We start from the raw sequence: 21212 nt of genomic DNA on the forward strand, positions 1-21212 counted from the left end.
GGCCACGGACAGCACCAGCGCGGAGAGGATGACCAGGAGCCCTATGGAGCGCGATCGCGCGCGCGGGAGTCGGAGGGAGTTCATCGGAGCGGGCCCTTCAGCGGCGGGGGGAATTGAAAGGTTTGTTGCCAGTTAGAACGCTTCCCGCCCCGCTGTCAAGGGGCGCCGACGCCCGAGTGGACATCTGCGGTGCGCAGGCCGACGGCTACCATCGACGGTGATCGTTCCCGTCAGCCGACCCACCGCCTGACCAGGGCGACGTGGTGCCCCGCACAACACGCACCCGCCCATCACGCACGAGAGAGCACCATGCCCCTCCTCCACCAGCACCACGGCACCGGTATCGACATCCGCGCCATGTCGGCTTCGGACGCCGGCCAGGTCCTGGCGATCTACCGGCAAGGCCTGGCCACCGGGGACGCCAGTTTCGAGACCACCGTCCCCACTTGGGCCGAGTTCGACGCCGCCAAGCTCGACAGGTACCGGTTCGTCGCCACCGACGCCGCCGCGGCCCCGGGCACCGACGTGCTCGGCTGGATCGCGGCCAGCCCGGTCTCCGACCGCTGCTGCTACGCCGGAGTCATCGAGCACAGCATCTACGTCAGCCCGCGGGCACGTGGCCGGGGCGTCGGCGCTTCGCTGCTGGACGCGTTCATCGCCGCCACCGAGGCCGGCGGCGTCTGGACCATCCAAGGCGGCGTCTTCCCGGAGAACACTCCGAGCCTGCGGCTGCACGCCAAAGCCGGATTCCGCACCGTCGGCACCCGCCGGCGCCTCGGCCGGTTGCACGGCACGTGGCGCGACGTCGTCCTCATCGAGCGCCGCAGCTTCACCGCCGGCGCCTGAGCGCCCGGCGGGCGGACCTGGAGGCGTTCCCGCCCCTCGACATCTGCTGGATCAGCACTCGATCGAGCGGATCCGGTCCATGACGGTGCACGCGACCGATACGAACCCCGCCAGGTCCTCGGCGGAGACGCCGTCGAACAGCCAGTTGTAGCCGTCCTCGTACTCGCTCGCCAGGCCGTCCATCGTCTCGGTCCCCTGGGCGGTGAGGGCGACCAGGACGGCGCGCCGGTCGGTCGGGTGTCGGCCGCGCTCGGCGAACCCGTCGGCTTCCAGCGCGTCCAGCAGCCCGGTGATGTTGCGCGGGGTCACGCCGATCAGATCGGCCAGCGCCCGCTGCGTCATCGGGCCGCGCTGGTGCAGCGCCCACAGCACCGACGCCCGCGCCCGCGTGAGGCCACGCGCGGCCATCCCGCGCTCCATGAACTCTGACGTCATCGCGGCCAGCTCGAACAACCGCTCCAGCGCGCCGGGCCCGGCCGCAGCTTCGGCATCAACTTCATTGTGTACATACTTCACTATGTCGTACCCTCCTGAAAGGAGGCTAGCCCGAGTCTCGGGAGGGACGCCATGAGCCACCACCATCCGCTGTTCGCCCGCTTCTACGCCCGCACCAGCCTGCTGATGGAACGCGGCCTCGGTCCGCACCGCCGTGCCCTGCTCGACGGCCTGGCCGGACGCGTCCTGGAGGTCGGGGCAGGCAACGGCCTCAATTTCGCGCACTACCCCGGCACCGTCACCGAGGTCATCGCCGTCGAGCCCGAACCCCACCTGCGCGCCCTCGCCCAGACCAGAGCCGCCCAGGACAACGGGCAGATCAAAGTGCCGGTCAAGGTCGTCGACGGCTGGGCGGACCGGCTCCCCGCCGACGACGGCTCGTGCGACGCCGCCGTCGCCTCCCTCCTCTTGTGCTCGGTGCCCGACCAGGCCACCGCCCTTGCCGAGATCGCCCGCATCCTCAAGCCCGGCGGCCGGCTGCGGTTCCTCGAACACGTCCGCAACCCGCACACCGGACGGCGGCGCCTCCAGCAGGCCCTGGACGCCACGGGAGTCTGGCCGTGGTTCGGAGGCGGCTGCCATTGCTCCCGCGACACCCTCACCGCCATCGAGAACGCCGGCTTCACCACCGGCCATGTCGACACCTTGACCAGCGCCGACACCGGCATGCCGTTCCCGGCGGCCCCGCAGATCCTCGGCACCGCCACGCGCGCGTGACCCCGGGACAGAACGGATCCATCGTGAACACGACCCCGTTGATCCCGTTGACCGAGGCCGACTTCGACGCCGAACTGGCCCGCACGGCCGAACCGCTCCTGGTCGGCTTCTGGGCCGAAAGCTGCGGTCCCTGCCGGGCCCTGGTCCCCGTGCTGGAACAGATCGCCGCCGAGCACGCCGGACGGCTGCGCGTCGCCACCGTCCGCCTCGATGACAACCCCGGCCTTGCCCGCCGCTTCCGGATCATGGCACTGCCCACCGTGATCATGTTCATCGGCGGGCGCGAGGCCAAACGCATCACCGAGGCGACCACCAAAGCCGCACTCCGCCACGAACTCGCCTCGACTGGCACGTCCCCATCGTGGTGGGGCCTGGTCGAGTAGTTCTGCGGGCACGCGCTGCGCCGGCCGTGCGTGCGTGCTGACGGCGCCCGCGATCGTGATCGGCACCTGTTGGCGCGGCCAGATGTGGCCTGTGCCGTGAGGGTGGGACCGGCACCAGCAGGGCCAACGCGCTTTGGGGCGAGATGTTGCGCTATGTCGAGAGGCTTTCGCGCTCTCCGGCTCGGTGCTAACGTCCACACTGATTCAGTGATCTATAGAAAGTTGGAGAAGCGTGATGAGCACTCCAGCCGAGCAGATCGTCCGACTCACCTCCCTCTCACCTGGCGCGGGGTGTGCGTGCAAACTTCCGCTGGCCTCGCTCGAGGAGCTCATCCGTGAGTTCGGGGAGTCGGTGCAGCCGGCCAACACGGACCTGCTCATCGGGATGGCGGAGGGCGACGACGCCGCGGTCCTGCGGCTCGACGACGACCGTGCCCTGATCCTGACGACCGACTTCTTCACGCCGATCGTCGACCGGGCCTACGACTGGGGACGCGTCGCCGCGGCGAACGCCCTCTCGGACGTCTACGCGATGGGCGGCCGCCCGCTCATCGCGCTGAACCTCGCGGCATGGCCCGGGGCGGACCTGCCGATCGAGCTGCTGGCCGAGGTGATGCAAGGGGCCGCCGCGGTCGCGAGCGAGGCCGGGTGCATGGTCGTCGGCGGTCACACCATCGACGACCCGGTGCCCAAGTACGGGATGGCGGTCGTGGGCATGGCCCACCCTGACCGGCTCTTCGCGATCGACAAGGCGATGCCCGGCGACGAGCTCGTCCTGACCAAGCCCCTGGGCACGGGAGTGATCGCCACGGCGCTCAAGCGGGGGGCGGCGGAGGAGGAGCAGGTGAAGGCGGCGGTCGATTCGATGACCACCCTCAACGCCTCGGCCTCGGAGGCGGCGCTCGCCGCGGGCGCCCGGGCCGCCACCGACGTCACCGGGTTCGGCTTACTCGGACACCTGCACAGGATGCTCCGGGCCAGCGGCGTCAGCGCCGAGATCCACGCGCGGGAAGTACCGCTGCTGCCCGGGGCGTTGGAGCTGGCCTCGGCGGGCTTCGTCTCGGGGGGAACGCGCGCCAACATCTCCTTCCTCGCCGACGCGGTTCACGTCGACGACGGCGTCAGCGAGGACCTGTCGGTGCTGTTGCACGACGCGCAGACATCCGGCGGCCTGCTGATCGCTTGCCCCGGTCCCTCGGCCGGGCTTCTCGCGGACTTGCGTGAACGCGGGCTGCCCGCGGTCGCGGTGGGGCGGGTCACCGAAGGCGCGGCGGGCGAAGTCGCGGTCGGGAACGGCTGAGCATCGATCATGAACACCGATCCCCGCCGGGCACTGCCGAAGATGGACGCCCTTCTCGCGCACCCGGACGTCTCGGCGCGCCGGAGGACGTGGGGCCACGACGCCGTCGCCGACACGGCCCGCAAGGTCCTCGCGAACGCGCGGTCGAACCTGAAGGGGGATCCGGCGCCCTCGCTGGACCAGCTCGCCGCCAACGTCTCGAAGGAGCTCGACGGTCTCGCGGCCGGGCGGCTTCGCGGCGTCATCAACGCCACCGGGGTCGTGCTCCACACCAACCTCGGACGCGCTCCTTTGTCCCGCGCCGCGCGCGAGGCGATCGAGGCGGCGGCGGGCTACTCGACCGTCGAGTTCGATCTCCGGACGGGGGGCCGGGGCAAGCGCGGGACCGCGGTCAACGCGCTGCTGCGCACGTTGACCGGCGCGCCTGCCGGGCTCGTTGTCAACAACGCCGCCGCCGCGCTGATGCTGACGCTGGGGGCGCTCGCCCGGGGCGGAGAGGTCGTCGTATCACGTGGGGAACTGGTCGAGATCGGAGGCGAGTTCCGGATACCGGCCATCATGCAGGCGGCCGGAGTGGACCTCGTCGAGGTGGGCACCACGAACCGCACTCATCTCAGCGATTACGCCAACGCCATCACCGACCGCACGGCCCTGCTGCTGGTCGTTCACACCTCGAACTACCGGATCGAGGGGTTCACCGCGCGCCCCGGACTCGACGCGCTGGTGAGGCTCGCCCGGGAGCACTCGATACCGCTCGTCCATGACGTCGGGTCGGGCCTGGTCAGTGGCGCGCTCGGGGACGAGCCCACCGTGCTGGAGAGCCTGCGCGAAGACGCCGACCTGGTCATCTTCTCGGGCGACAAGCTGCTCGGCGGTCCCCAGGCGGGCCTGGTGGTCGGCCGGGCGGAACTCGTGGGGCGGCTCGCGAGGCATCCGATCGCGCGCGCGGTGCGCATCGACAAGCTGACGCTGGCCGCGCTCGAGGCCACGCTGATGACCCATCTCGCGGGCACCCTCGACGATCTCCCGGTGTGGCGGGCGTTGCGGTTGACCCCCGAGGAGATCCGCCCCCGGGCGGAGTCGCTCGCCCAGCGGCTGGGCGGGCCCGCCATCGTGCGAGAGGGAACCAGCATGGCCGGCGGGGGAAGCCTGCCCGGCGAGGGCCTCCCCAGCATTCTGGTGGAGATCGATCCGCGTCCGGCCCGCGAGAAGACGCTGCTGGAACGGCTGCGCGCCGCCGAGCCGCCGGTCATCGCCCGAATGGAAAAGGGCAGGGTGATCGTCGATTTGCGCACGGTTCCCGTGGAGCAGGACGAGGAGCTTTCGCGCATCATCCAGAATGCCCTGAAAGAGTCGTTGGAGTCCCTTCCCGAGAAACGAGATAAATGCTAATATGAATATGTAAGTCACCTGGAGGTGTTGAGTTCCTGGTGGGCTCTCTGTGATTGCGAGATCGCAGAAGGCGCATAGCGCCTGGCGGGTTCGATTCCCGGCCGCCTCCGCCAATGTCGATCGTTGCCGACAAGGAAGAAGTGGCCTTGCGTTCTTCTGACCTCCACGGAACGCTCAGATACGCGGTGTCGTTATGGCCGCAGTCCTGGTCGGCGGCGACCCCACGGGAGCCGGGTGTCGGAGAGCTCTACGCAGGCCTGTTCGCCGATGTCATCGCCGGTTATCAGCGTCTCCTCGGCCATGATTCCAGCGCGTCGACCGTCGTTCCCGGCGATGAGGCACCGGTCTATGAGCACATTTCGTCGCCGCTGGGGCTCGCCGTCGACCGGGGAGGCGCCGGACGGTCCCTCGGGGAGGATCCGCGATGGCGGGGCTGCAGGGAGAACGGCGATCTGTACATCGGCGAGTACGACGGATGGTACTGCGAAGAATGCGGCCTGTTCTATGAACACCATGAGGTCTACGACGGTCCCAGCTGCCGTGTGCACCGGCGATCGCTTTCGCGGATAAAGGCCGACTGCTGGCTCTTTCGTCTCTCCCGGTATCAGGAGAGACTGTCCGACCTTTACGACGAGTTCGAACGGCGGTGCGGTCGGCCATTCGTCACGTCGGCCGGCCGGTTGGAGGATATCCGCAAGCGGCTCGCTTCGGGAGTACGGGACGTCCCCATCGAAGCCGTCCCCCGGAGCGCGGATCCGGCCGGTGAAAGCAGCTCCGCAAGGCGTTGTGAGCCCATCCTGGCGCTGGCGGGTTCACCCCGGGCGCCGGAGGTCACGTACGTTGTCACCGCTGATCGCGTCTGGCACTGCGCCGCCGTCTGGCCCGCGCTGCTCATGGCCGCCGGTGAGCGGCCACCGGCGGGCGTCGTCGCGTGCGGGCCCTCAGACGGGCTACCGCGCGGCGATGTACCCGCGTGGACGAGCCTGCCGCCTCAAGTGATCGCACAGGAAATCGGAGCAGAGGAACTGCGGTACCTGCTGCTGCGGGCGCCCGCCCTCGCCGTGAACGGCGTCTGCTCGGCCGAAGCGCTCCTCGACTGCTACGACGACGAGCTGGCCAGGGGCATCGGGAACCTCGCGGCCCGTGCCATCGCCCTGGCCGCGGGACCCGGAGGCGCGGGGGCGGTCCCGCGGCCGGAGATGGTCGAATTCCCCTTCGACGCACGGCTTCCCGAACCTCATCAAGGCGCGCTCCGGCCGGAGTCCCTGCTGGGGGAGATCGCCTCATTGGTGAAGGCGGGCAACGCCTTCATGGACGAGCGCCGTCCCTGGGAGTCGGAGGGGGACGAGCGCATGTGGGTCCTCTGGCACGTACTCGAACTCTGCCGCGTCGCCGGGCATCTCCTCAGCCCGGTGCTCCCCGCACGGTCACGTCGGCTCCTGGACCTGATCGGGGCGGCCGGCCAGCCGCGCTGGCCCCGTTGGGGCGGCCACGACGGGGAGTTCCATGTGCGCGGCGAGTCCGAGCCGCTGTTCCCAGGTATCCCTGGCCGGCGACGGCGGAGGCTGCTGGAGGACTGGTCCCTGCGCGGGCCGCGACGCCCCGAGATCACGGGGGAGGACTTCGGCCGGCTCGACCTCCGCGTCGCGAGAATCGCCGAGGCCGAGACCGTCGAAGGCAACGGTGGGCCGGTCCTGAGAATCAGGCTCGACCTGGGCGACACCCCGACGACCGTCTTCAGCACCAAACTGCTACCGGCGTTCGAGTCCGGGGCCCTGATCGGGCGGATGGTGGTCTACCTGGCGAACCTCGAAGAGGTCGAGATCGCGGGGTTCACATCGAAGGGAATGGTCCTGACGGCGACGGACGCGCGAGGCGAAGCACTGCTCACATTCGACCGCGTGCACGAGCCTGGAACGGTGATGTTCTGATGTCGCACCCGGCCCCGGCCTCCGCCAAGCCCGACATCACTTACGAGACGTTCTCAGAAATCGAGCTGCGCACCGCCGACGTCATAGGCGCCGAGTATTTCAGGGGAAAACCCAACCTGATCCTGCTCTCCGTCGACCTCGGGTACGAGCAGACGCAGATGATCGTCGGGAAGGGGCTCCCGGACCTTTACGAGCCCGCCGACATCATCGGCCGGCAGGTGATCTGGATGGCCAATCTGAAACCGAAGAAGATCATGGGAGGCATGTCCAAGGGGATGATCGTCGCGGTAGGTGACAACCGGGTCGACGGCTTGGTCGTTCCCGAGCGCCGCGCCGATCCGGGGGCCCGCGTTCAATGATGCGCCGGGCGAGCGCGCGGGCGTCACCCGATCCGGCCGGCGCCGTAGAAGCAGGCGGAAACATGAAGGTGCTGTTCGTCTTTCACGATTCACCGTACGGAACAGAACGTACCTACAACGGGCTGCGCTGGGCGAAACAGCTCGCTGAGCGTGAGGACACCGAGGCTCGGATCTACCTCTTCGGTGATGCCGTCATAGCGGCTGCCGCCGAACAGAGAACCCCTACCGGTTCCCACAACATCGGCAAGATGGTCGACCAGTTCGCCTCACTGGGCGGCGAGGTCGGAAGCTGCAAGACCTGCCTCAACGCCCGCGGGATCATGAGCGAGCGGCTCCGGGATTCCACCCGCCTCGCCTCGGTGGCGGATCTCGGCGAATGGACGGTCTGGGCGGACAAAGTCATCAACGTGTGACCCTGGATGCGGGCGATGGAGGATCTGGCGCGCAAGGCCGCGCTGTACGAGCAGTTCGCCCGGGTGGGCAAGGCGCTGGCGAGCCCCGTACGCCTGGAGCTCCTGGACCTGCTCGCCCAGACCGAGCGCAGCGTGGAAGAACTGGCCGGCGCGGCGGGCATGAAGATCAGCAACACCTCCGCCCAGCTGAAGCTCATGGCGTCGGCGGGCCTGCTCACGGCCCGGCGCTCCGGTACCCGGGTCTACTACCGGCTCGCGGACGAGCAGGTGATCAGCCTGATGAACCAGGTGAAGGAGTTCGCCGGCGCCAGGATCGCCGAGGTGGAGCAGGCCGCGCGCGAGTACCTGGGTGACATCGCCGCCCTGGAACCGATGGCCTGCGACGAGCTGGCCAGGCAACTGGCCGGAGGCGATGTCGTCGTGCTGGACGTCCGCCCCGAACCCGAGTACGCGGCGGGGCACATCCCCGGTGCGATCAGCGTCCCCCACGACCAGCTGGCCGCGAGGCTGGCCGACCTGCCGGTCGGCACGGAGATCGTCGCGTACTGCCGGGGCCGCTATTGCGTTCTCGCGCCGGACGCCGTCCGGACGCTGCGCGATCACGGATACGCCGCTCGCGTGCTGGACGGCGGGCTGCCCGAGTGGCGGCGGTCGCAGGCCCTGACGTAGGGGAGAGGAGCCGGGGAGCGGCGCGTGGCCGCCAGGCGGGCCACAGGAGGTCGAGCCGCCGCCCGCGAGGGTCAGACGCCCAGGCCGAATCTCTCGGCGTATCGGCGGATCTCGTCATAGTCGGACGGGCTCACCTTGGCATAGCTCTTCGCACGCAGCAGATCGAGCAGTGCGGGGTCGTCGATCCTGGTGAAGGCTCCGGTGATCTCCTGAATCGCCCGGGACCCGACCTCGGTCCGGACGACCCAGGGGTATCCGGTGACCCGGCGAGTCTCGATCGCCCGGAGCGCGCCCTTGGGGACCGATCCCTCTCCTTCGAGGCGATGGAGAATCCGGAGCTCGATTCCGCCGGCCTCCGTGGCACCGGTGAGGACCGACTGGGCCACCGCGTCATGTCCGCCCGTGAAGCTGACCTTCGACAGGGGCGGGCACGAGGCGGGGTCCCGCGAGTCGGCTTTCACGCCCGCGTCGGCCAGCATTGCGCGGGGATACAGGCTGCCGGACGTCGAGCTGATATCGCCGAAGGCGAAGGACGCCTTCGCCGCGACCAGGTCCGCGGTGGTCCGGTAGGCGGAGCCGCTCTTCACGACGACCGCGGAGAGGTATTCACGTGTTCCCGTTTCCCGGTCGATCTCGGTGACGACCGGTGTGAGCTTCACCTTGCGTTCGGCCTGGACGTAGGTCAGACCGCCGAGATAGGCCAGGTCAAGGCGATCGGAGGCCAGTGCCTCCACCACTCCGGAATAGTCCGTGGCGACGAACAACTCGATTTCGGCATCGAGTTCGCGCTCCAGGTATGCCTGGAGCGGCTTGTAGCGCGCACGCTGCTTGTCAGGTGCGATGTTGGGTATGAGGCCGACCCGCAGCTTCTTCGGCACGCCCTTCTCGTTGACCGAAGCGCCGCCGGCCGAGCAGGCGACGAGAACGAGCAGAGATACCACGGCGGCAAGCGTGGCTAAGACGCGTTTCATGATGACCCCCGGTCACCCCGATTTTTTGAGTCCGCAGTCCGCCGTCATCGGCAGAGGACACGTCAATGCGAGTGCATCGGGGCTTCCAGGCCGGCAACCGCACAGTAACAAGGCACTGAACGATCCAAAAGAGCCTACTTTTGCGTGGGCTGTCACGGACGGTGCATCTCTGCAGTTACGCGGCCTGACGGATGCACCGAAACCGGTATTAGTTGATCACCGATTGGGCTCCGCTTCTGTTCGTGCCGTGCATCGTCCGTCACCCTGTGCTGACCTTCTTCATCCCTGGCTCCGGTACTGAAGAAGGACCGAGCCGAGACCTCCCGGCGAGGCCCGGGCCTCGCCGGCCGCCAATCCGCCGTGATCATGGCCGCCATCGGCCAACGTTATATAGTTCTTTAGATTACTGCTATGGTGACGCTCGGGTAGATCGGGATCGTCCTGGCCGGCGCCAGTATCCGACCCCTGTCTTCGGAGCCTGCATGAGCGGCACATCACGACCGCGCCACCACTTACCGGGCGACCCGGGCCGCCCAGGCCCTCCTCACCGCCACCGCCCAGATCGCTTCCGCCATCGCGCGTGCGGTTCGGGGGGCTGACACGGTGCGCCTCGAACTGACGAACGTGACCGTGGAGCTCGGCACGCAGCGCCTGCGCGTGCTCGACGACTTATGCCTCGACGTCGGAGAGGGCGAGAGGGTCGCGTTGCTCGGCCCCTCCGGCGTCGGCAAGAGCACCTTGCTGCGGCTCATCGTCGGAGCACCGGCCGTCGCCCCCCGCACGGGCGCGGTCCGCGTCGACGGTGTCGACCCGTTCGGGCCCGAGCGCGAAGCCAACGTCGTCCGGCGGCAGACGGGGTTCGTCCGGCAGAGGGACGACCTGGTGCTCGGGCTCAGCGGCCGGACCAACGCCCTGATGGCGACCACACCCGGCTGGAAGGCGGGGGACTGGCTCTCGGTGTTGCGGGGCAGAGCACCCCGTGACCTCGAAGCCGCGCTCACCGACCTCGCTCGCCACTACGGGATCGAATCGCGCTTGAACGCCCGGGTCGAGGACCTCTCCGGAGGCCAGCGGCAGCGCGTCGCACTGGTGCGGGCGCTGCTTCCGCGTCCACGGCTGCTGCTTGCGGACGAGCCCACCTCCGGGCTGGACCCGGGGAACACCGACGTCGTCATGAGCGCGCTGCTGCGCCCCGGCGGCCCGACCCTCGTCCTCGCCACTCACGACCTCGCGGTGGCGCGGAGACTTCCCCGGATCGTCGCGCTGCGGGACGGCCACATCGTCCATGACGGATCGCCTCCGGACGACGAGTCCTTGGCGCGCATCTACGACCTCGAAGCCGAGGTGGGATGAGCGCCCGCGCGAGAGGCCATCACCTCGCGTAGCGAATCGCCAACGGCCGGCCGTCCCGGCGAACCCAGGGAGCACAAGGCGTGCCGAAGAGACAAGACACAGAGGCCAGCCGGGTACGCCGGATTCCAGCCGCTGAACCTCTGGCTCCTTCCCCGCCACCGCCGCGTACCCGGCATCGGCGGTTCCGCTGGTGGGCCGGGCTTCTCACCGTGGTCGCCGTCGTCTGGTCCCTGCGAGGCACCGACGTCGGTCTCGGGTCGCTCGTGCAAGGGCGGGAGGGCGCCGCCCGGCTCCTGACCGGCCTCGTTCCGCCCGACCTCAGCGAGCCCATGCTCAGGATGGTGGCCCAGGCCGCCTTCGAGACCCTGCAGATATCGATCGCCGCGCTCTTCCTCGGCGCCCTGATGGGGCTGCCGCTCGCCGTCCTCATCGCCGGCAATGTTCGCGGCCCTCGCTGGCTCTCCTCGTCCGCGAGGGTCACCGCGGCGTTTCTCAGAGGGGTTCCCGAACTCCTCTGGGCGCTCCTGTTCGTCGCGACCGTCGGCCTCGGCCCGGCGGCCGGCGTCTACGCCGTCTCCCTCCACGCCGCCGGTCTCCTCGCGAAGCTCTGCTCGGAGCAACTGGAGGCCGTCGACCCGGCCCCGGTGGAGGCGATGAGACTGACCGGGGCCTCCCGGCACGCGACCATGCTGCTGGCCATCCTCCCTCAGGCCCGCAACGGGATCGTTTCGATCCTGCTCTACCAGTGGGAGTGCAATATACGCAGCTCGGCGATCATCGGTTTCGTCGGTGCCGGTGGCATCGGGCAGGCGCTCGGGATCTCATTGCGATTGTTCCGGTACGAAGAGCTCGCCACGCTGCTGGTGGCCGTGCTCATCCTGATTCTCGGTGTGGACCGCATTTCCCGTGGACTCCGCAGCCGCATGGGTGCGGCGACACGCTAGCTGAAGGAGGTTTCGTATGGCACGTTTGGGAATGCTCATCGATCTCAATACCTGTATCGGCTGCCACGCCTGCTCCGTAGCCTGCAAGGCGGAATTCGACGTTCCCCTGGGCAGCTTCCGGGACACGGTCAAGTACGTGGAGGACGGCGCCTACCCGAATGCCACCAGGCATTTCATTCCGGTCCTCTGCAATCACTGCGAGGACGCGCCCTGCCTCAACGCCTGCCCGACGGGTGCCGTCGTGCGGCTGGACGACGGTGAGATCACCATCGACGAAGGCGACTGCAATCTCAACCGCTTCTGCATGTCCGCCTGCCCCTATGGCGCGATCTACGTTGACGAGGACAAGAGCGCCGCCCAAAAATGCACCTTCTGTCAGCACCGGACGGAGGAGGGAAGGCAACCGGCATGCGTGGACGCCTGCCCCACTGGTTGCCGGATCTTCGGGGATCTCGACGATCCCGACAGCAAGATCGCCAAAAAGGCGGCCCGGAGTGAGACCCGGTCCTGGAAGGAGGAGAAAGGTACGCGGCCGCGCGTGCTCTATATCGATCCACGCGGAGCCCTCGACCTGATCGCGGACGAAGGCGTTCAGGTGGACACGTCCGGCGAGATGAGCGGTGACTAGCGATGGCCTTCTCGGCCGCGAACGGCCATCCGCTCCCAGAACCGCCCTGGGGCGTTCTCCTCGCCGTCTACTTCGTCATGGTCGGCATCCCGAGTGGGATCACGCTCTACGCCTGGTGGATCAACGTCCAGGGCGCAGCGGTCGCCGCGCCCGTCGAGCGCTATGGCTCGTGGGCCGCGCTCGGCATCCTCGCCGCCGCGAGCCTGTTGCTGGTCATGGACCTGGGGCGCCCGAGCCGCTTCTACCTCACGCTCACTCGCTTCGACAATCTCGGCTCTCCGATATCCGTCGGTGCGAAGCTCATAACGATCAAGATGGTGCTGCTGGCCATCGCCGTCTATGCCGTCGAACAGCGAAGACGTCGGCCCGAGCCTTCTGAAGGCCAGGTGCCGTCCCGCTTCGGTACGTGGTGCATGAAGGCGGTGCCCTACCTGCTCCTGGCCACGAGCTTCGCGCTCGCGATCTATCCGGTGTCCGTGCTGTCACGATCGTGGGCGTCCCCGCTGGCGCACACCAGCGGGGCGGCGCTCATCTTCCTTCTCACCGCGCTCCTGATGGGCGCGGCCGTCGTGATGCTGCTCTCGTCCCTCTTCCCGCCGGCGCCCGGCACCCGGGCCGACCGCCGATTCTGGAGGCGCGATCCGCTGGTCCTGCTCGGCTTCTACTGCGCGGCCCTGCTCTTCGAGGGCCTGTCCCTGCACGGTGACCCCCCGAACCGCAGGCTGCTGGCCGAACTCCTGACAGGCGGCCTCGCGCCCGCGTTCTGGGGACTCGTGGTCTTCGTGGGCATCGCCGTCCCCGCGGCCGGCACCGCGCTCCGCTCCCGGCGCGCGGCCTGCTTCGTGGCCGGCACGGCGCTGCTCGTCGGCACCGCCGCGGCCCGCTACCTGGTCTTCGCGGCGGGGAGGTGAACCCCATGCCCGATCCGTCCTCTCCCGATCCGGCGCAGGGCTGGACCCCGACCCGTCGCGACGTGCTGCGCGCGGGGCTCGTTCTGGGCGCCGCCACCAGCGGATTGGCGACGATCGACGTCATCGACCGGATGCGGGAGCGGCCCGCCGCGACCGGCACCCTCGCTGCGGGGGTGCGGCGCATCCCGTCGATGTGCCAGATGTGCACCACCGCCTGCGGGATCATCGCCAACGTGCGCGATGGGAGGCTCCTGACCATCGAAGGCAACCCGGAGGACCCCAACAGCCAGGGCTCCGTGTGCGCGAAAGGAGTGGCCGGTCCGTCCGTGCTCTATGACCCCTATCGCCTTCTCTATCCGCTCCGCCGGGTCGGCAGGCGAGGGGAAGGGCGATGGCGGCGCATCACCTGGGACGAGGCGTACACGGAGATCGCGTCGCATCTGCGTGCGATCCGGGAGAGCGGGCGCCCGGAAGAGTTCGCCTTCCAGCAGGGGCGCAACCGGTCCAAGGACGTCGTGCGCCGGTTCCTCAACGCCTTCGGCACGCCCTCCCATTTCACGCATCGGGCTCTGTGCTCCCTGAACCGCCGCGCCGCCATCCTGGCGACGATCGGAGAGTCCGACTGGGACCTCGGTGACTACGAGCACAGCCGCTACATCCTGAACTTCGGCTGCAACTGGGCCGAAGCCCACCAGGGCCATATTCCGGTCGCCATTCGGATGATGCGCGCCCGCGAGAACAACGCCGCCAAGATCGTGACGTTCGACGCGCGCCTGTCGAACACGGCCGCGCTGTCCGACGAGTGGTTCTGCATCAAGCCCGGGACCGACGGGCTGGTCGCCCTGGCCATGTCGAACGTGATCTGCAGCGAGGGCCTGTGGAACAAGTCATGGTTCGACACCTGGTGCAACTATCCGGCCGACGACTATGCCGAACACCTTCGCCCCTACACTCCCGAGATGGCCGCCCAGGAGAGCGGCATTCCCGCCGAGGTCATCCGCCGACTCGCACGGGAGTTCGCCGAGGCGGCGCCCCGCTGCACGACGATCTGCAACCGCGGATCCCATGCTCACCGCAATGGCTTCTACAACGACCGGGCCATCACACTGCTGAACGCCCTGGTGGGAAACATGGGACAGGTCGGCGGATGGTGCTGGCATCCGAAAGCCGAGTGGGATGACGACCAGTTTCCCGAACCCGGACCGGTTCCACCGAAGCCCACGGCGCGAAGCGTCATCGCCGAGGCCAAGGACTGGCCCCTCGCCAACGCATGGCAGGGCAGGGAGATGAAGGTCAGCCAGATCGTCTACCAGTGGATCAAGGAGCGGAGGCAGCGGGTCTCCGCGCTCATGACCTACAACTGCGATCAGGCGTGGGCGTGGCCGGAGGCGCGGCTGGTCCGCGAGGTGCTGACCGACGAGAACCTGATCCCGTTCCACGTGTGCGTGGACGTGATGTACTCCGAGACGGCGCATCTCGCCGACATCGTCCTTCCCTGGACCACCTACCTGGAGCGATGGGACATCGATGCCAGGCCGCCCCAAGGACTCGTGGACTATGTGGGGCTCCGCCAGCCGGTGGTGAAGCCGCTGGGCGAGTCGAAGGACATTCGCGAGATTTTCCCGGCCCTCGCTCACCGGATCGGTGGCGGCATGGAGCGCTACTTCCCATGGCGCACCGCCGAGGAGTACTTCGCCGAGTACTTCCGGCCCGTCCCCGGCGGGGGCCTCGGCTACATGCGCCGGCATGGCGCGTGGCAGGACCCCGCGAAGAAGCCGCGCTACAAGCCGTACGAGCGGCGGCTGACCGCCGCCGAGCTCAAGGGCGCCGAGACCGACCCCGAAACCGGGATCATCTACAAGGGGACCGACCCGAAGACCGGACGGCGTCTGGGCATCGGAATCATGATCGACGGCGTCCCCAGGCACGGCTTCGAGACACCGTCCCGGAAGGTCGAAGTTCGTAGCGAGTTCGTCGCCGACAAGGGGAGGGCGGTCGACAGGACCGTCGATCCGCTCCCGGTCTACGACCCCATTCCCAGCCACCGAGCCGGCCTGGGCGATGACCGGCTGATAATGATCAGCTTCAAATGGAACGTCCACAACGCGCACCGCACCGGCCAGTCGAAGTGGCTTCAGGAAATCGTCCACACCAATCCCGCGTGGATCAACAGGGCCACCGCCGAGCGGCTCGGCCTGGCGGAGGGCGACTGGATCGAAGTGACGAGCTTCCGCCCGAATGACCCGATGGTCCCCAACGGCGACGGCTCGGTGCTCGGGTCACTGCGCACGCGTGTGCATATCACCGAAGGAGTGCACCCTTCGGTGATCGCCATCTCACATAACTTCGGCCGGCAGTATGGTGGCCCGATCGCCACGAACGGACGGGATCAGGCCCGAAACCCCGGGTACGGGCAATCAGCGGATGGCGATGCGGAAAACTGTTGGTGGGCGGGAACTCTCAGCGTCCCCCAGAACGACATCATGCCGATCTACCCTGACCCAGTATCGGGTCAGCAGGCTTACCATGACACGGTCGTGCGAGTTCGCAAGGCGTAATGGAGACATGAGATGAGCGGCTTCGACGATGCCGACCTGGGGGCCGCGCGCAACCTCTACGCTTTGGCATCCCGGCTGTTCGCCGCAGAGATCGACCAGCCCCTGTATCGCGGTCTGCTCGCCGCGGGCGAGGACCCGCGCCTCCGGCCGATGGGATTCGTCCTCATTGAACCGAGCCTCAGGGCGATGGGGGAGGAACGGGCGATGCTCGAACTGTCGGTGGAGTACTGCCGGCTGTTCATCGGTCCACGCCCCGCCTGCCCGCCCTACGGATCACTGCGGCGCAATGAGGCCATGGTCGGAGGGCGCGCCGAGCGGGGGATCAACCAGTTCATGCTTCGGCACGGGCTGTCCGTCCGGGTACCGGCCGCAACGCCCATGATCGCGAACGACCATCTGGCGGTGGGCCTGGCCCTGCTCTCCTACCTCCACCACATTCAATCTGCCGAGGCGACGGACCCAGACGGCGCCGCCAGGGCGAGAGACGCCGCAGAGGAGTTGTTGACCCGGCATCTGCTTCCATGGGTACCGGACTATCTCGCCGAGCTTCAGGCCAAGGCGCTTCTGGCCCCCTACAGCTCGGTCGCGCAGGTGACGGAGTTCTGCCTGCGCACCGAGGAATCGGCACTTCGTCCGTCGGGATGAAAGGGCCGGAGCGGGGCGATGCCCACCGGTCAAGCCGTGGACGTCTCCACCGGCAGTTCGTCAAGGCGCCATTCGAGAAAACCGTCCTCCAGGCAGAATGCCGGATACCCCTGCTCGCGCAAAAGCCGTACGGCCTTGGGGGCGAGCACGCAGTAGGCGCCACGGCAATAGGCGACGATTTCGAGATCGGAGGGAAGTTCGGCCAGACGGTCCGGCAGCTGGTGGAGCGGGATGGAGACCGCCCCGGGGATGTGCGCGGCCGCGTACTCGGGCTCGGGGCGCACGTCGAGGACGACCACCTCACCCGTCCTGGCGCGCTCCAGCAGGTCATCTCTGCGGACGTGCTCGACGTCCTCGCCGAGGTAATCGGTCGCGGCGCGGGCGGCGGCGGGGTAGCGATTGATCGCGGTGACCCGCAGCTCCCTCAGGAGCGCCGCGACGTCGTCGCCGGCGAGGCGGTAATAGATGCGATTCCCGTCCCGCCGGGTCGTGACCAGCCCGGCGGAGCGCATGCGCTGCAGCTGCGCGGAGGTGTTGCCGAGCCGTGCGGACGCGGAGTCGGCCAGCTCTTCCACGCTGCGCTCACCCTGCGCGAGTATGTCGAACAACTCCAGTCGCAGGGGGCTCGCCAGGGCCTTGCCGACGACGGCGAACGCGGACAGGAGAGCCTGCTTCTCCTCGCTTGACATAGAGCTATTCTACTGTTCAAAATCTATCTGGAAAAGTAGCGAAATGTGAGATCGGCCGCCCAGCGTCGCGGATCGCTCCTTCGCCGCGCACGTCCCCCGAATCGGGGCAGTGGGGCGCGGACACGGACGGAGGAGCTCGTGATCTACCTGGACCATCAGGCCACCACGCCGGTGGACCCTCGCGTGCTGCAGGCCATGCTGCCCTACCTGACCGGAGAGTTCGGCAACCCTTCCAGCTCCCATGCCCACGGCCGGCGCGCCGCCACGGCCATCGAGCGGGCCCGCGAGCAGGTCGCGCACGCCATCGGCGCCCGGCCCACCGAGATCGTGTTCACCGGCTCCGGGACCGAGGCCACCTATCTGGCCCTGCTCGGTCTCCCCGCCGCGCGGCGAGACCACGGGGATCACATCGTCACCACGGCTCTGGAGCACCCCGCCACCGCGGGCGCGTGCGGGGTGCTCGCCGATGCGGGCTACAAGGTGACGACGGTGCCGGTGGGGCCGGACGGTCTCGTCGATCCCACGGACGTCGAGGCCGCGGTCACGGACCGGACCGTCCTGGTCACCATGATCCACGCGCAGAACGAGATCGGTACCGTCCAGCCGGTCACCGAGGTCGCGGAATTGGCCCATCGGCACGGCGCCCTCCTGCATATCGACGCCGCGCACAGCCTGCCGGCCATGCCCGTCGACGTGGCCGCACTCGGTGCCGACCTGGTGACGGTGGTCGGGCACAAGATGTACGCCCCCAAAGGCATCGGCGCGCTCTATGTTCGCGAAGGCGTCGACTTGGTGCCGCAGTTCCTGGGCGGCGGCCAGGAGCGTGGCCTGCGCGCCGCCACCGAGAACGTGCCCGGGATCGTGGGCCTCGGCCGGGCGGCGCAGCTTCTCGGTGAGCAGCGCGAGGCGGACGCCGCTCGGATTCTTCGCCTGCGCGATCGTCTCCATGAACGGCTCGAAGAAGCCATACCCGAGTGCGCGGTGAACGGTTCACTCACGCAGCGCATCCCGGGCAACCTGAATGTCCGCCTGCCCGGCGTTCCGGCCGACCAGCTCATGGAGGCGGTCCCCGACGTCGCCATCTCCGCGGGCGCCGCATGCCACGCGGGCAGCACCGAGCCCTCCGCGGTGCTGCTGGCCATCGGCCTCAGCCCCGAGCAGGCGCGCTGCAGCGTACGCATCGGTATCGGGCGCTTCACGACCCAGGCGGAGATCGACGAAGCCGGAGGCCTTCTCGCCGACGGCGCTCGCAAGCTCCTCCCGGCGGCCGGGAGAGGCCGGTGACGACAGATCCGGCCACCGCCGTCCGCGTCCTCGCTTTAGGTGCGACACCGTTCCTGGCGGCCGCCGACACCGTGAGCATCGGTATTCAGGTCGTGGAGAACCTGCGCCACCCCGACGATCTGATTCCGGCCGCCTTACGCGCGATGCCGGACGTGCTCGTCATCGACACCGCAGTTCCCGACCTCGACCTGCGGGGTGCCGTCGAAGAACTTCACCGTGCGCTTCCGGCTTGCTGCATTCTGGCCCTCGTTCGTTTCGACAACGACGACGATCTCGACGCGGCGCTCGGCGCCAGAGCATGCAGCCTTGTCAGCAAGATGATCTCGCGCGAAGAACTCGAACACACCGTGAGGCGGCGGTACGAGGATCACGGCCGGTTCATGAAGCTGGGCGGGTGCAGCTAGCCTCCATGGCTCTCGCCGGGCGTGCCCGCGACGCGTGGCCGTCCGCCGGCAGTTCGGGGATCATCTGGTGGTCGCTGCTCACCTTGCGTGGTGAGGAAGGGCCAGCGCCAGTGGCGGGACGATGATGATCGCGACGACGATGTGGCTGATCGACAGGACGACTTTGGTCGCGGTGCTGCCGTCGCTGACGGCGGGCAGAACGAAGGACATCGCGCTCAGCCTGCTCGGTGCCGGAACCGCCATGGTCTACCCCACCCTCTTGGCCGCCATCGGCGACGTCACCCACCCCACCTGGCGCGCCAGTGCCGTAGGCGTCTACCGCCTCTGGCGCGACGGCGGCTTCGCCATCGGTGCCCTGCTCGCCGGGCTGATCGCGGACGCCTACGGCATCAGACCCGCCATCTGGACCATCGCCGTACTCACCGCCGCCACCGGCCTGCTCGCCGCGGTCCGGATGTACGAGACCCACCCCCGAACATGACGGGGTGAACACTGAGCCCGCCGCGTCCAGGGATCCGCGGCGGGGTTCAGCGCGTGGTCAGGGAGCGGATGGTCCTGGCGGCGGCCGTGTGGACGTCCGCCTTGGAGTGGCCGAGGTGGGTGACGGCGCGCAGGAGCGTGGGGTGGTGCGAGTTGGACCACAGGACGCCGCCGGCGCGCAGCCGGTCCCGGGCCGCGTCGCGGGCGAGGCCGAGCGGCGCGACGTCGAGGAAGACGAAGTTGGTGTCGGTTCCGGCGGGATCGACGGGCAGGCCGCCCTCGGCGAGCAGGGCGGCGAGGGTCCGCGCGTTGGCGTGGTCGTCGGCGAGCCGGGCGACGTTGTTCCGGAGCGCGTAGCGGGCGGCGCCCGCCAGGACCCCGGCTTGGCGGAGCGAGCCGCCGAGCATCTGGCGGATCCGGCGGGCGGGGGCGAGCACGTCGGCGCGGCCGGCGAGGGCCGCCCCGGCGGGGCAGCCGAGGCCCTTGGAGAAGCAGATGGCGACGGTCCGCGCCCGCGCGGTGATCCGGGCGGCCGGGACGTCGAGCGCCACGGACGCGTTGAAGAGCCGGGCGCCGTCGATGTGGACGGCGAGCCCCAGCTCGCCGCAGGTGTCGTAGAGGTCGTCCAGGGCGGGGAGGGGCCAGACCCGCCCGCCGGAGACGTTGTGGGTGTTCTCGACGAGGGCGAGCGCGGTGCGGGGCCGGTGCTCGGAGTCCCGGAGCTGGGCGATCTCGCGGACCTGGTCCCCGGTGAACACTCCGGCCGTCCCCGGCAGGCCGGTGACGACGGCGCCGGCGAGGAAGGCGGGGCCGCCCGCCTCGTACCGGAACATGTGGCTGTGCCGCTCCCCGACGATCTCCTGGCCGCGCTCCACCAGGCACAGCGCCGCGATCTGGTTGGCCATGGTCGCGGAGGGGACGAACACGGCCGCCTCCTGGCCGAGCAGCTCGGCGAGGTCGTCCTCCAGGGCGAGGACGGTGGGGTCCTCGCGCTCCTGCTCGTCGCCGAGCGGGGCGGTGGTCATCGCGCGCAGCATGCCCTCGGTGGGCAGCGTCTTGACGTCGGAGCGAAGGTCGATCATGAGGGCCCCTATCCGGCGAGGTATCCGCCGTCGACGACGATCTGGGCGCCGGAGACGAACGAGGCGCCCGGCGAGCAGAGGAACGCGACCACCTCGGCGATCTCCTCCGGCCGCCCGCGGCGGCCGAGCGGCGGCAGGCCCGAGACGCCCGAGCGCGCCCGGTCGGTCTCGACCAGCTCGACGAGCCGGTCGCTGCGCGGGGTGCTGATGTCGCCCGGGTCGACCTGGACGACCCGGACGCCCGACGGCCCGAGCTCGATGGCGAGCGCCCGGGTCAGCCCCGTCATCGCGGACTTGCTGACGGTGTAGGCGGAGGCGTCGAGCTGGCCCCGGTGCGCGGCGATCGACCCGATGTTGACGATCGTGCCGCCGCCCGCCGCGACCATGTGCCGCGCGGCCTCGCGGGCGCAGGCGAACGGCCCGGCGGTGTTGACCGCGAGGATGCGCGCCAGCAGCTCGTCGGACGTGTCGAGCAGCGGCGCCTTGGCGGGGGCGCCGGTCACGGCCGCGCAGTTCACCAGGATCTCCGGCGGGCCGTGCGCGGCGGCGGCCTCGGCGACGGCCGCGCCGATCGCGGCCGGGTCGCCCGCGTCGACGGCCATCACCTCGGCGGCGCCCGCGAGGTCGGCGCGGGCGCGTTCGGCGGCGTCCGGCCCGGCCTCGAAGACGACGACGGTACGGCCGGGTGCGGCGAGCCGCCGGGTGATGGCGGATCCGATGCCGCCTCCGCCGCCGGTGACGATGGCGCTTCTGCTCAT

General features: G+C 69.3%; 23 protein-coding genes and 1 tRNA gene. 19 read left to right on the forward strand and 5 right to left on the reverse strand.

Annotated features, from left to right (window positions below):
• Positions 1-309 precede the first annotated feature (309 nt).
• Positions 310-846: a GNAT family N-acetyltransferase gene (locus E1264_RS09445; RefSeq protein WP_207935813.1), complete on the forward strand. Its 537-nt coding sequence runs from the start codon at positions 310-312 to the stop codon at positions 844-846.
• 51 nt (positions 847-897) lie between these two features.
• Here the strand turns inward: E1264_RS09445 and E1264_RS09450 are convergent, their stop codons facing one another.
• Positions 898-1362 (reverse strand): MarR family transcriptional regulator, encoded by a 465-nt coding sequence (locus tag E1264_RS09450; protein WP_207935814.1) that lies wholly within the window; start codon positions 1360-1362, stop codon positions 898-900.
• Positions 1363-1413: 51 nt separating this feature from the next.
• Between E1264_RS09450 and E1264_RS09455 the strand changes: the two genes are divergently transcribed.
• From E1264_RS09455 to E1264_RS09490, 9 genes are all read left to right on the forward strand, one after another.
• Entirely contained in the window at positions 1414-2058 is a 645-nt protein-coding gene (locus E1264_RS09455) for a methyltransferase domain-containing protein (RefSeq protein WP_132171714.1), read from the forward strand.
• Between the two features lie 23 nt (positions 2059-2081).
• Entirely contained in the window at positions 2082-2441 is a 360-nt protein-coding gene (locus E1264_RS09460; protein ID WP_165964085.1) for a thioredoxin domain-containing protein, read from the forward strand.
• Positions 2442-2676: 235 nt separating this feature from the next.
• Positions 2677-3741: a selenide, water dikinase SelD gene (selD, locus tag E1264_RS09465; protein WP_132171718.1), complete on the forward strand. Its 1065-nt coding sequence runs from the start codon at positions 2677-2679 to the stop codon at positions 3739-3741.
• Positions 3742-3750: 9 nt separating this feature from the next.
• Positions 3751-5133, forward strand: coding sequence for an L-seryl-tRNA(Sec) selenium transferase (gene selA / locus E1264_RS09470; RefSeq protein WP_132171720.1), 1383 nt, complete (start codon positions 3751-3753; stop codon positions 5131-5133).
• 20 nt (positions 5134-5153) lie between these two features.
• Positions 5154-5246, forward strand: a tRNA-Arg gene (locus E1264_RS43235).
• Between the two features lie 882 nt (positions 5247-6128).
• Entirely contained in the window at positions 6129-7064 is a 936-nt protein-coding gene (locus E1264_RS43240) for a hypothetical protein (protein WP_165964086.1), read from the forward strand.
• Positions 7064-7423 (forward strand): hypothetical protein, encoded by a 360-nt coding sequence (locus E1264_RS09480; protein WP_132171724.1) that lies wholly within the window; start codon positions 7064-7066, stop codon positions 7421-7423. The genes E1264_RS43240 and E1264_RS09480 overlap by 1 nt, the downstream gene beginning before the upstream one ends.
• A gap of 62 nt (positions 7424-7485) precedes the next feature.
• Positions 7486-7836 (forward strand): DsrE family protein, encoded by a 351-nt coding sequence (locus tag E1264_RS09485; RefSeq protein WP_207935816.1) that lies wholly within the window; start codon positions 7486-7488, stop codon positions 7834-7836.
• Positions 7837-7851: 15 nt separating this feature from the next.
• Positions 7852-8505, forward strand: a complete 654-nt coding sequence (locus tag E1264_RS09490) for a metalloregulator ArsR/SmtB family transcription factor (RefSeq protein WP_132171726.1) — start codon at positions 7852-7854, stop codon at positions 8503-8505.
• Between the two features lie 71 nt (positions 8506-8576).
• On the opposite strand, the gene phnD is transcribed toward E1264_RS09490, so the two are convergent.
• Complete coding sequence (gene phnD / locus E1264_RS09495) at positions 8577-9476, reverse strand: phosphate/phosphite/phosphonate ABC transporter substrate-binding protein (RefSeq protein ID WP_132171728.1); 900 nt, start codon at positions 9474-9476, stop codon at positions 8577-8579.
• Between the two features lie 603 nt (positions 9477-10079).
• Between phnD and E1264_RS09500 the strand changes: the two genes are divergently transcribed.
• From E1264_RS09500 to E1264_RS09525, 6 genes are all read left to right on the forward strand, one after another.
• Entirely contained in the window at positions 10080-10829 is a 750-nt protein-coding gene (locus E1264_RS09500; RefSeq protein ID WP_165964088.1) for an ATP-binding cassette domain-containing protein, read from the forward strand.
• A gap of 80 nt (positions 10830-10909) precedes the next feature.
• Positions 10910-11773 (forward strand): phosphonate ABC transporter, permease protein PhnE, encoded by an 864-nt coding sequence (gene phnE / locus E1264_RS09505; protein ID WP_279490226.1) that lies wholly within the window; start codon positions 10910-10912, stop codon positions 11771-11773.
• Between the two features lie 16 nt (positions 11774-11789).
• Positions 11790-12401: a 4Fe-4S dicluster domain-containing protein gene (locus E1264_RS09510; RefSeq protein WP_132171734.1), complete on the forward strand. Its 612-nt coding sequence runs from the start codon at positions 11790-11792 to the stop codon at positions 12399-12401.
• A gap of 2 nt (positions 12402-12403) precedes the next feature.
• Entirely contained in the window at positions 12404-13312 is a 909-nt protein-coding gene (nrfD, locus tag E1264_RS09515) for an NrfD/PsrC family molybdoenzyme membrane anchor subunit (RefSeq protein WP_132171736.1), read from the forward strand.
• A gap of 5 nt (positions 13313-13317) precedes the next feature.
• Positions 13318-15870 carry a molybdopterin-dependent oxidoreductase gene (locus E1264_RS09520; RefSeq protein ID WP_132171738.1) on the forward strand — a complete coding sequence of 851 codons (2553 nt, stop codon included), beginning with the start codon at positions 13318-13320 and terminating at the stop codon, positions 15868-15870.
• A 12-nt stretch (positions 15871-15882) separates the two neighbouring features.
• Positions 15883-16515, forward strand: coding sequence for a molecular chaperone TorD family protein (locus tag E1264_RS09525; protein ID WP_132171740.1), 633 nt, complete (start codon positions 15883-15885; stop codon positions 16513-16515).
• 29 nt (positions 16516-16544) lie between these two features.
• Here the strand turns inward: E1264_RS09525 and E1264_RS09530 are convergent, their stop codons facing one another.
• Positions 16545-17204, reverse strand: coding sequence for a metalloregulator ArsR/SmtB family transcription factor (locus E1264_RS09530; protein WP_132171742.1), 660 nt, complete (start codon positions 17202-17204; stop codon positions 16545-16547).
• Between the two features lie 138 nt (positions 17205-17342).
• On the opposite strand from E1264_RS09530, the gene E1264_RS09535 reads away from it, so the two are divergent.
• From E1264_RS09535 to E1264_RS09545, 3 genes are all read left to right on the forward strand, one after another.
• Positions 17343-18488 (forward strand): cysteine desulfurase family protein, encoded by a 1146-nt coding sequence (locus E1264_RS09535; protein ID WP_132171744.1) that lies wholly within the window; start codon positions 17343-17345, stop codon positions 18486-18488.
• Positions 18485-18892, forward strand: a complete 408-nt coding sequence (locus tag E1264_RS09540) for a hypothetical protein (RefSeq protein WP_165964090.1) — start codon at positions 18485-18487, stop codon at positions 18890-18892. The genes E1264_RS09535 and E1264_RS09540 overlap by 4 nt, the downstream gene beginning before the upstream one ends.
• A gap of 121 nt (positions 18893-19013) precedes the next feature.
• Positions 19014-19373 carry an MFS transporter gene (locus E1264_RS09545; protein ID WP_207935817.1) on the forward strand — a complete coding sequence of 120 codons (360 nt, stop codon included), beginning with the start codon at positions 19014-19016 and terminating at the stop codon, positions 19371-19373.
• Positions 19374-19419: 46 nt separating this feature from the next.
• On the opposite strand, the gene E1264_RS09550 is transcribed toward E1264_RS09545, so the two are convergent.
• Both E1264_RS09550 and E1264_RS09555 read right to left on the reverse strand, forming a co-directional pair.
• Entirely contained in the window at positions 19420-20454 is a 1035-nt protein-coding gene (locus tag E1264_RS09550; protein ID WP_132171747.1) for a threonine aldolase family protein, read from the reverse strand.
• Positions 20455-20462: 8 nt separating this feature from the next.
• Complete coding sequence (locus E1264_RS09555; RefSeq protein WP_132171749.1) at positions 20463-21212, reverse strand: SDR family oxidoreductase; 750 nt, start codon at positions 21210-21212, stop codon at positions 20463-20465.

Source organism: Actinomadura sp. KC216 (genome assembly GCF_004348535.1).
Lineage (GTDB): Bacteria > Actinomycetota > Actinomycetes > Streptosporangiales > Streptosporangiaceae > Spirillospora.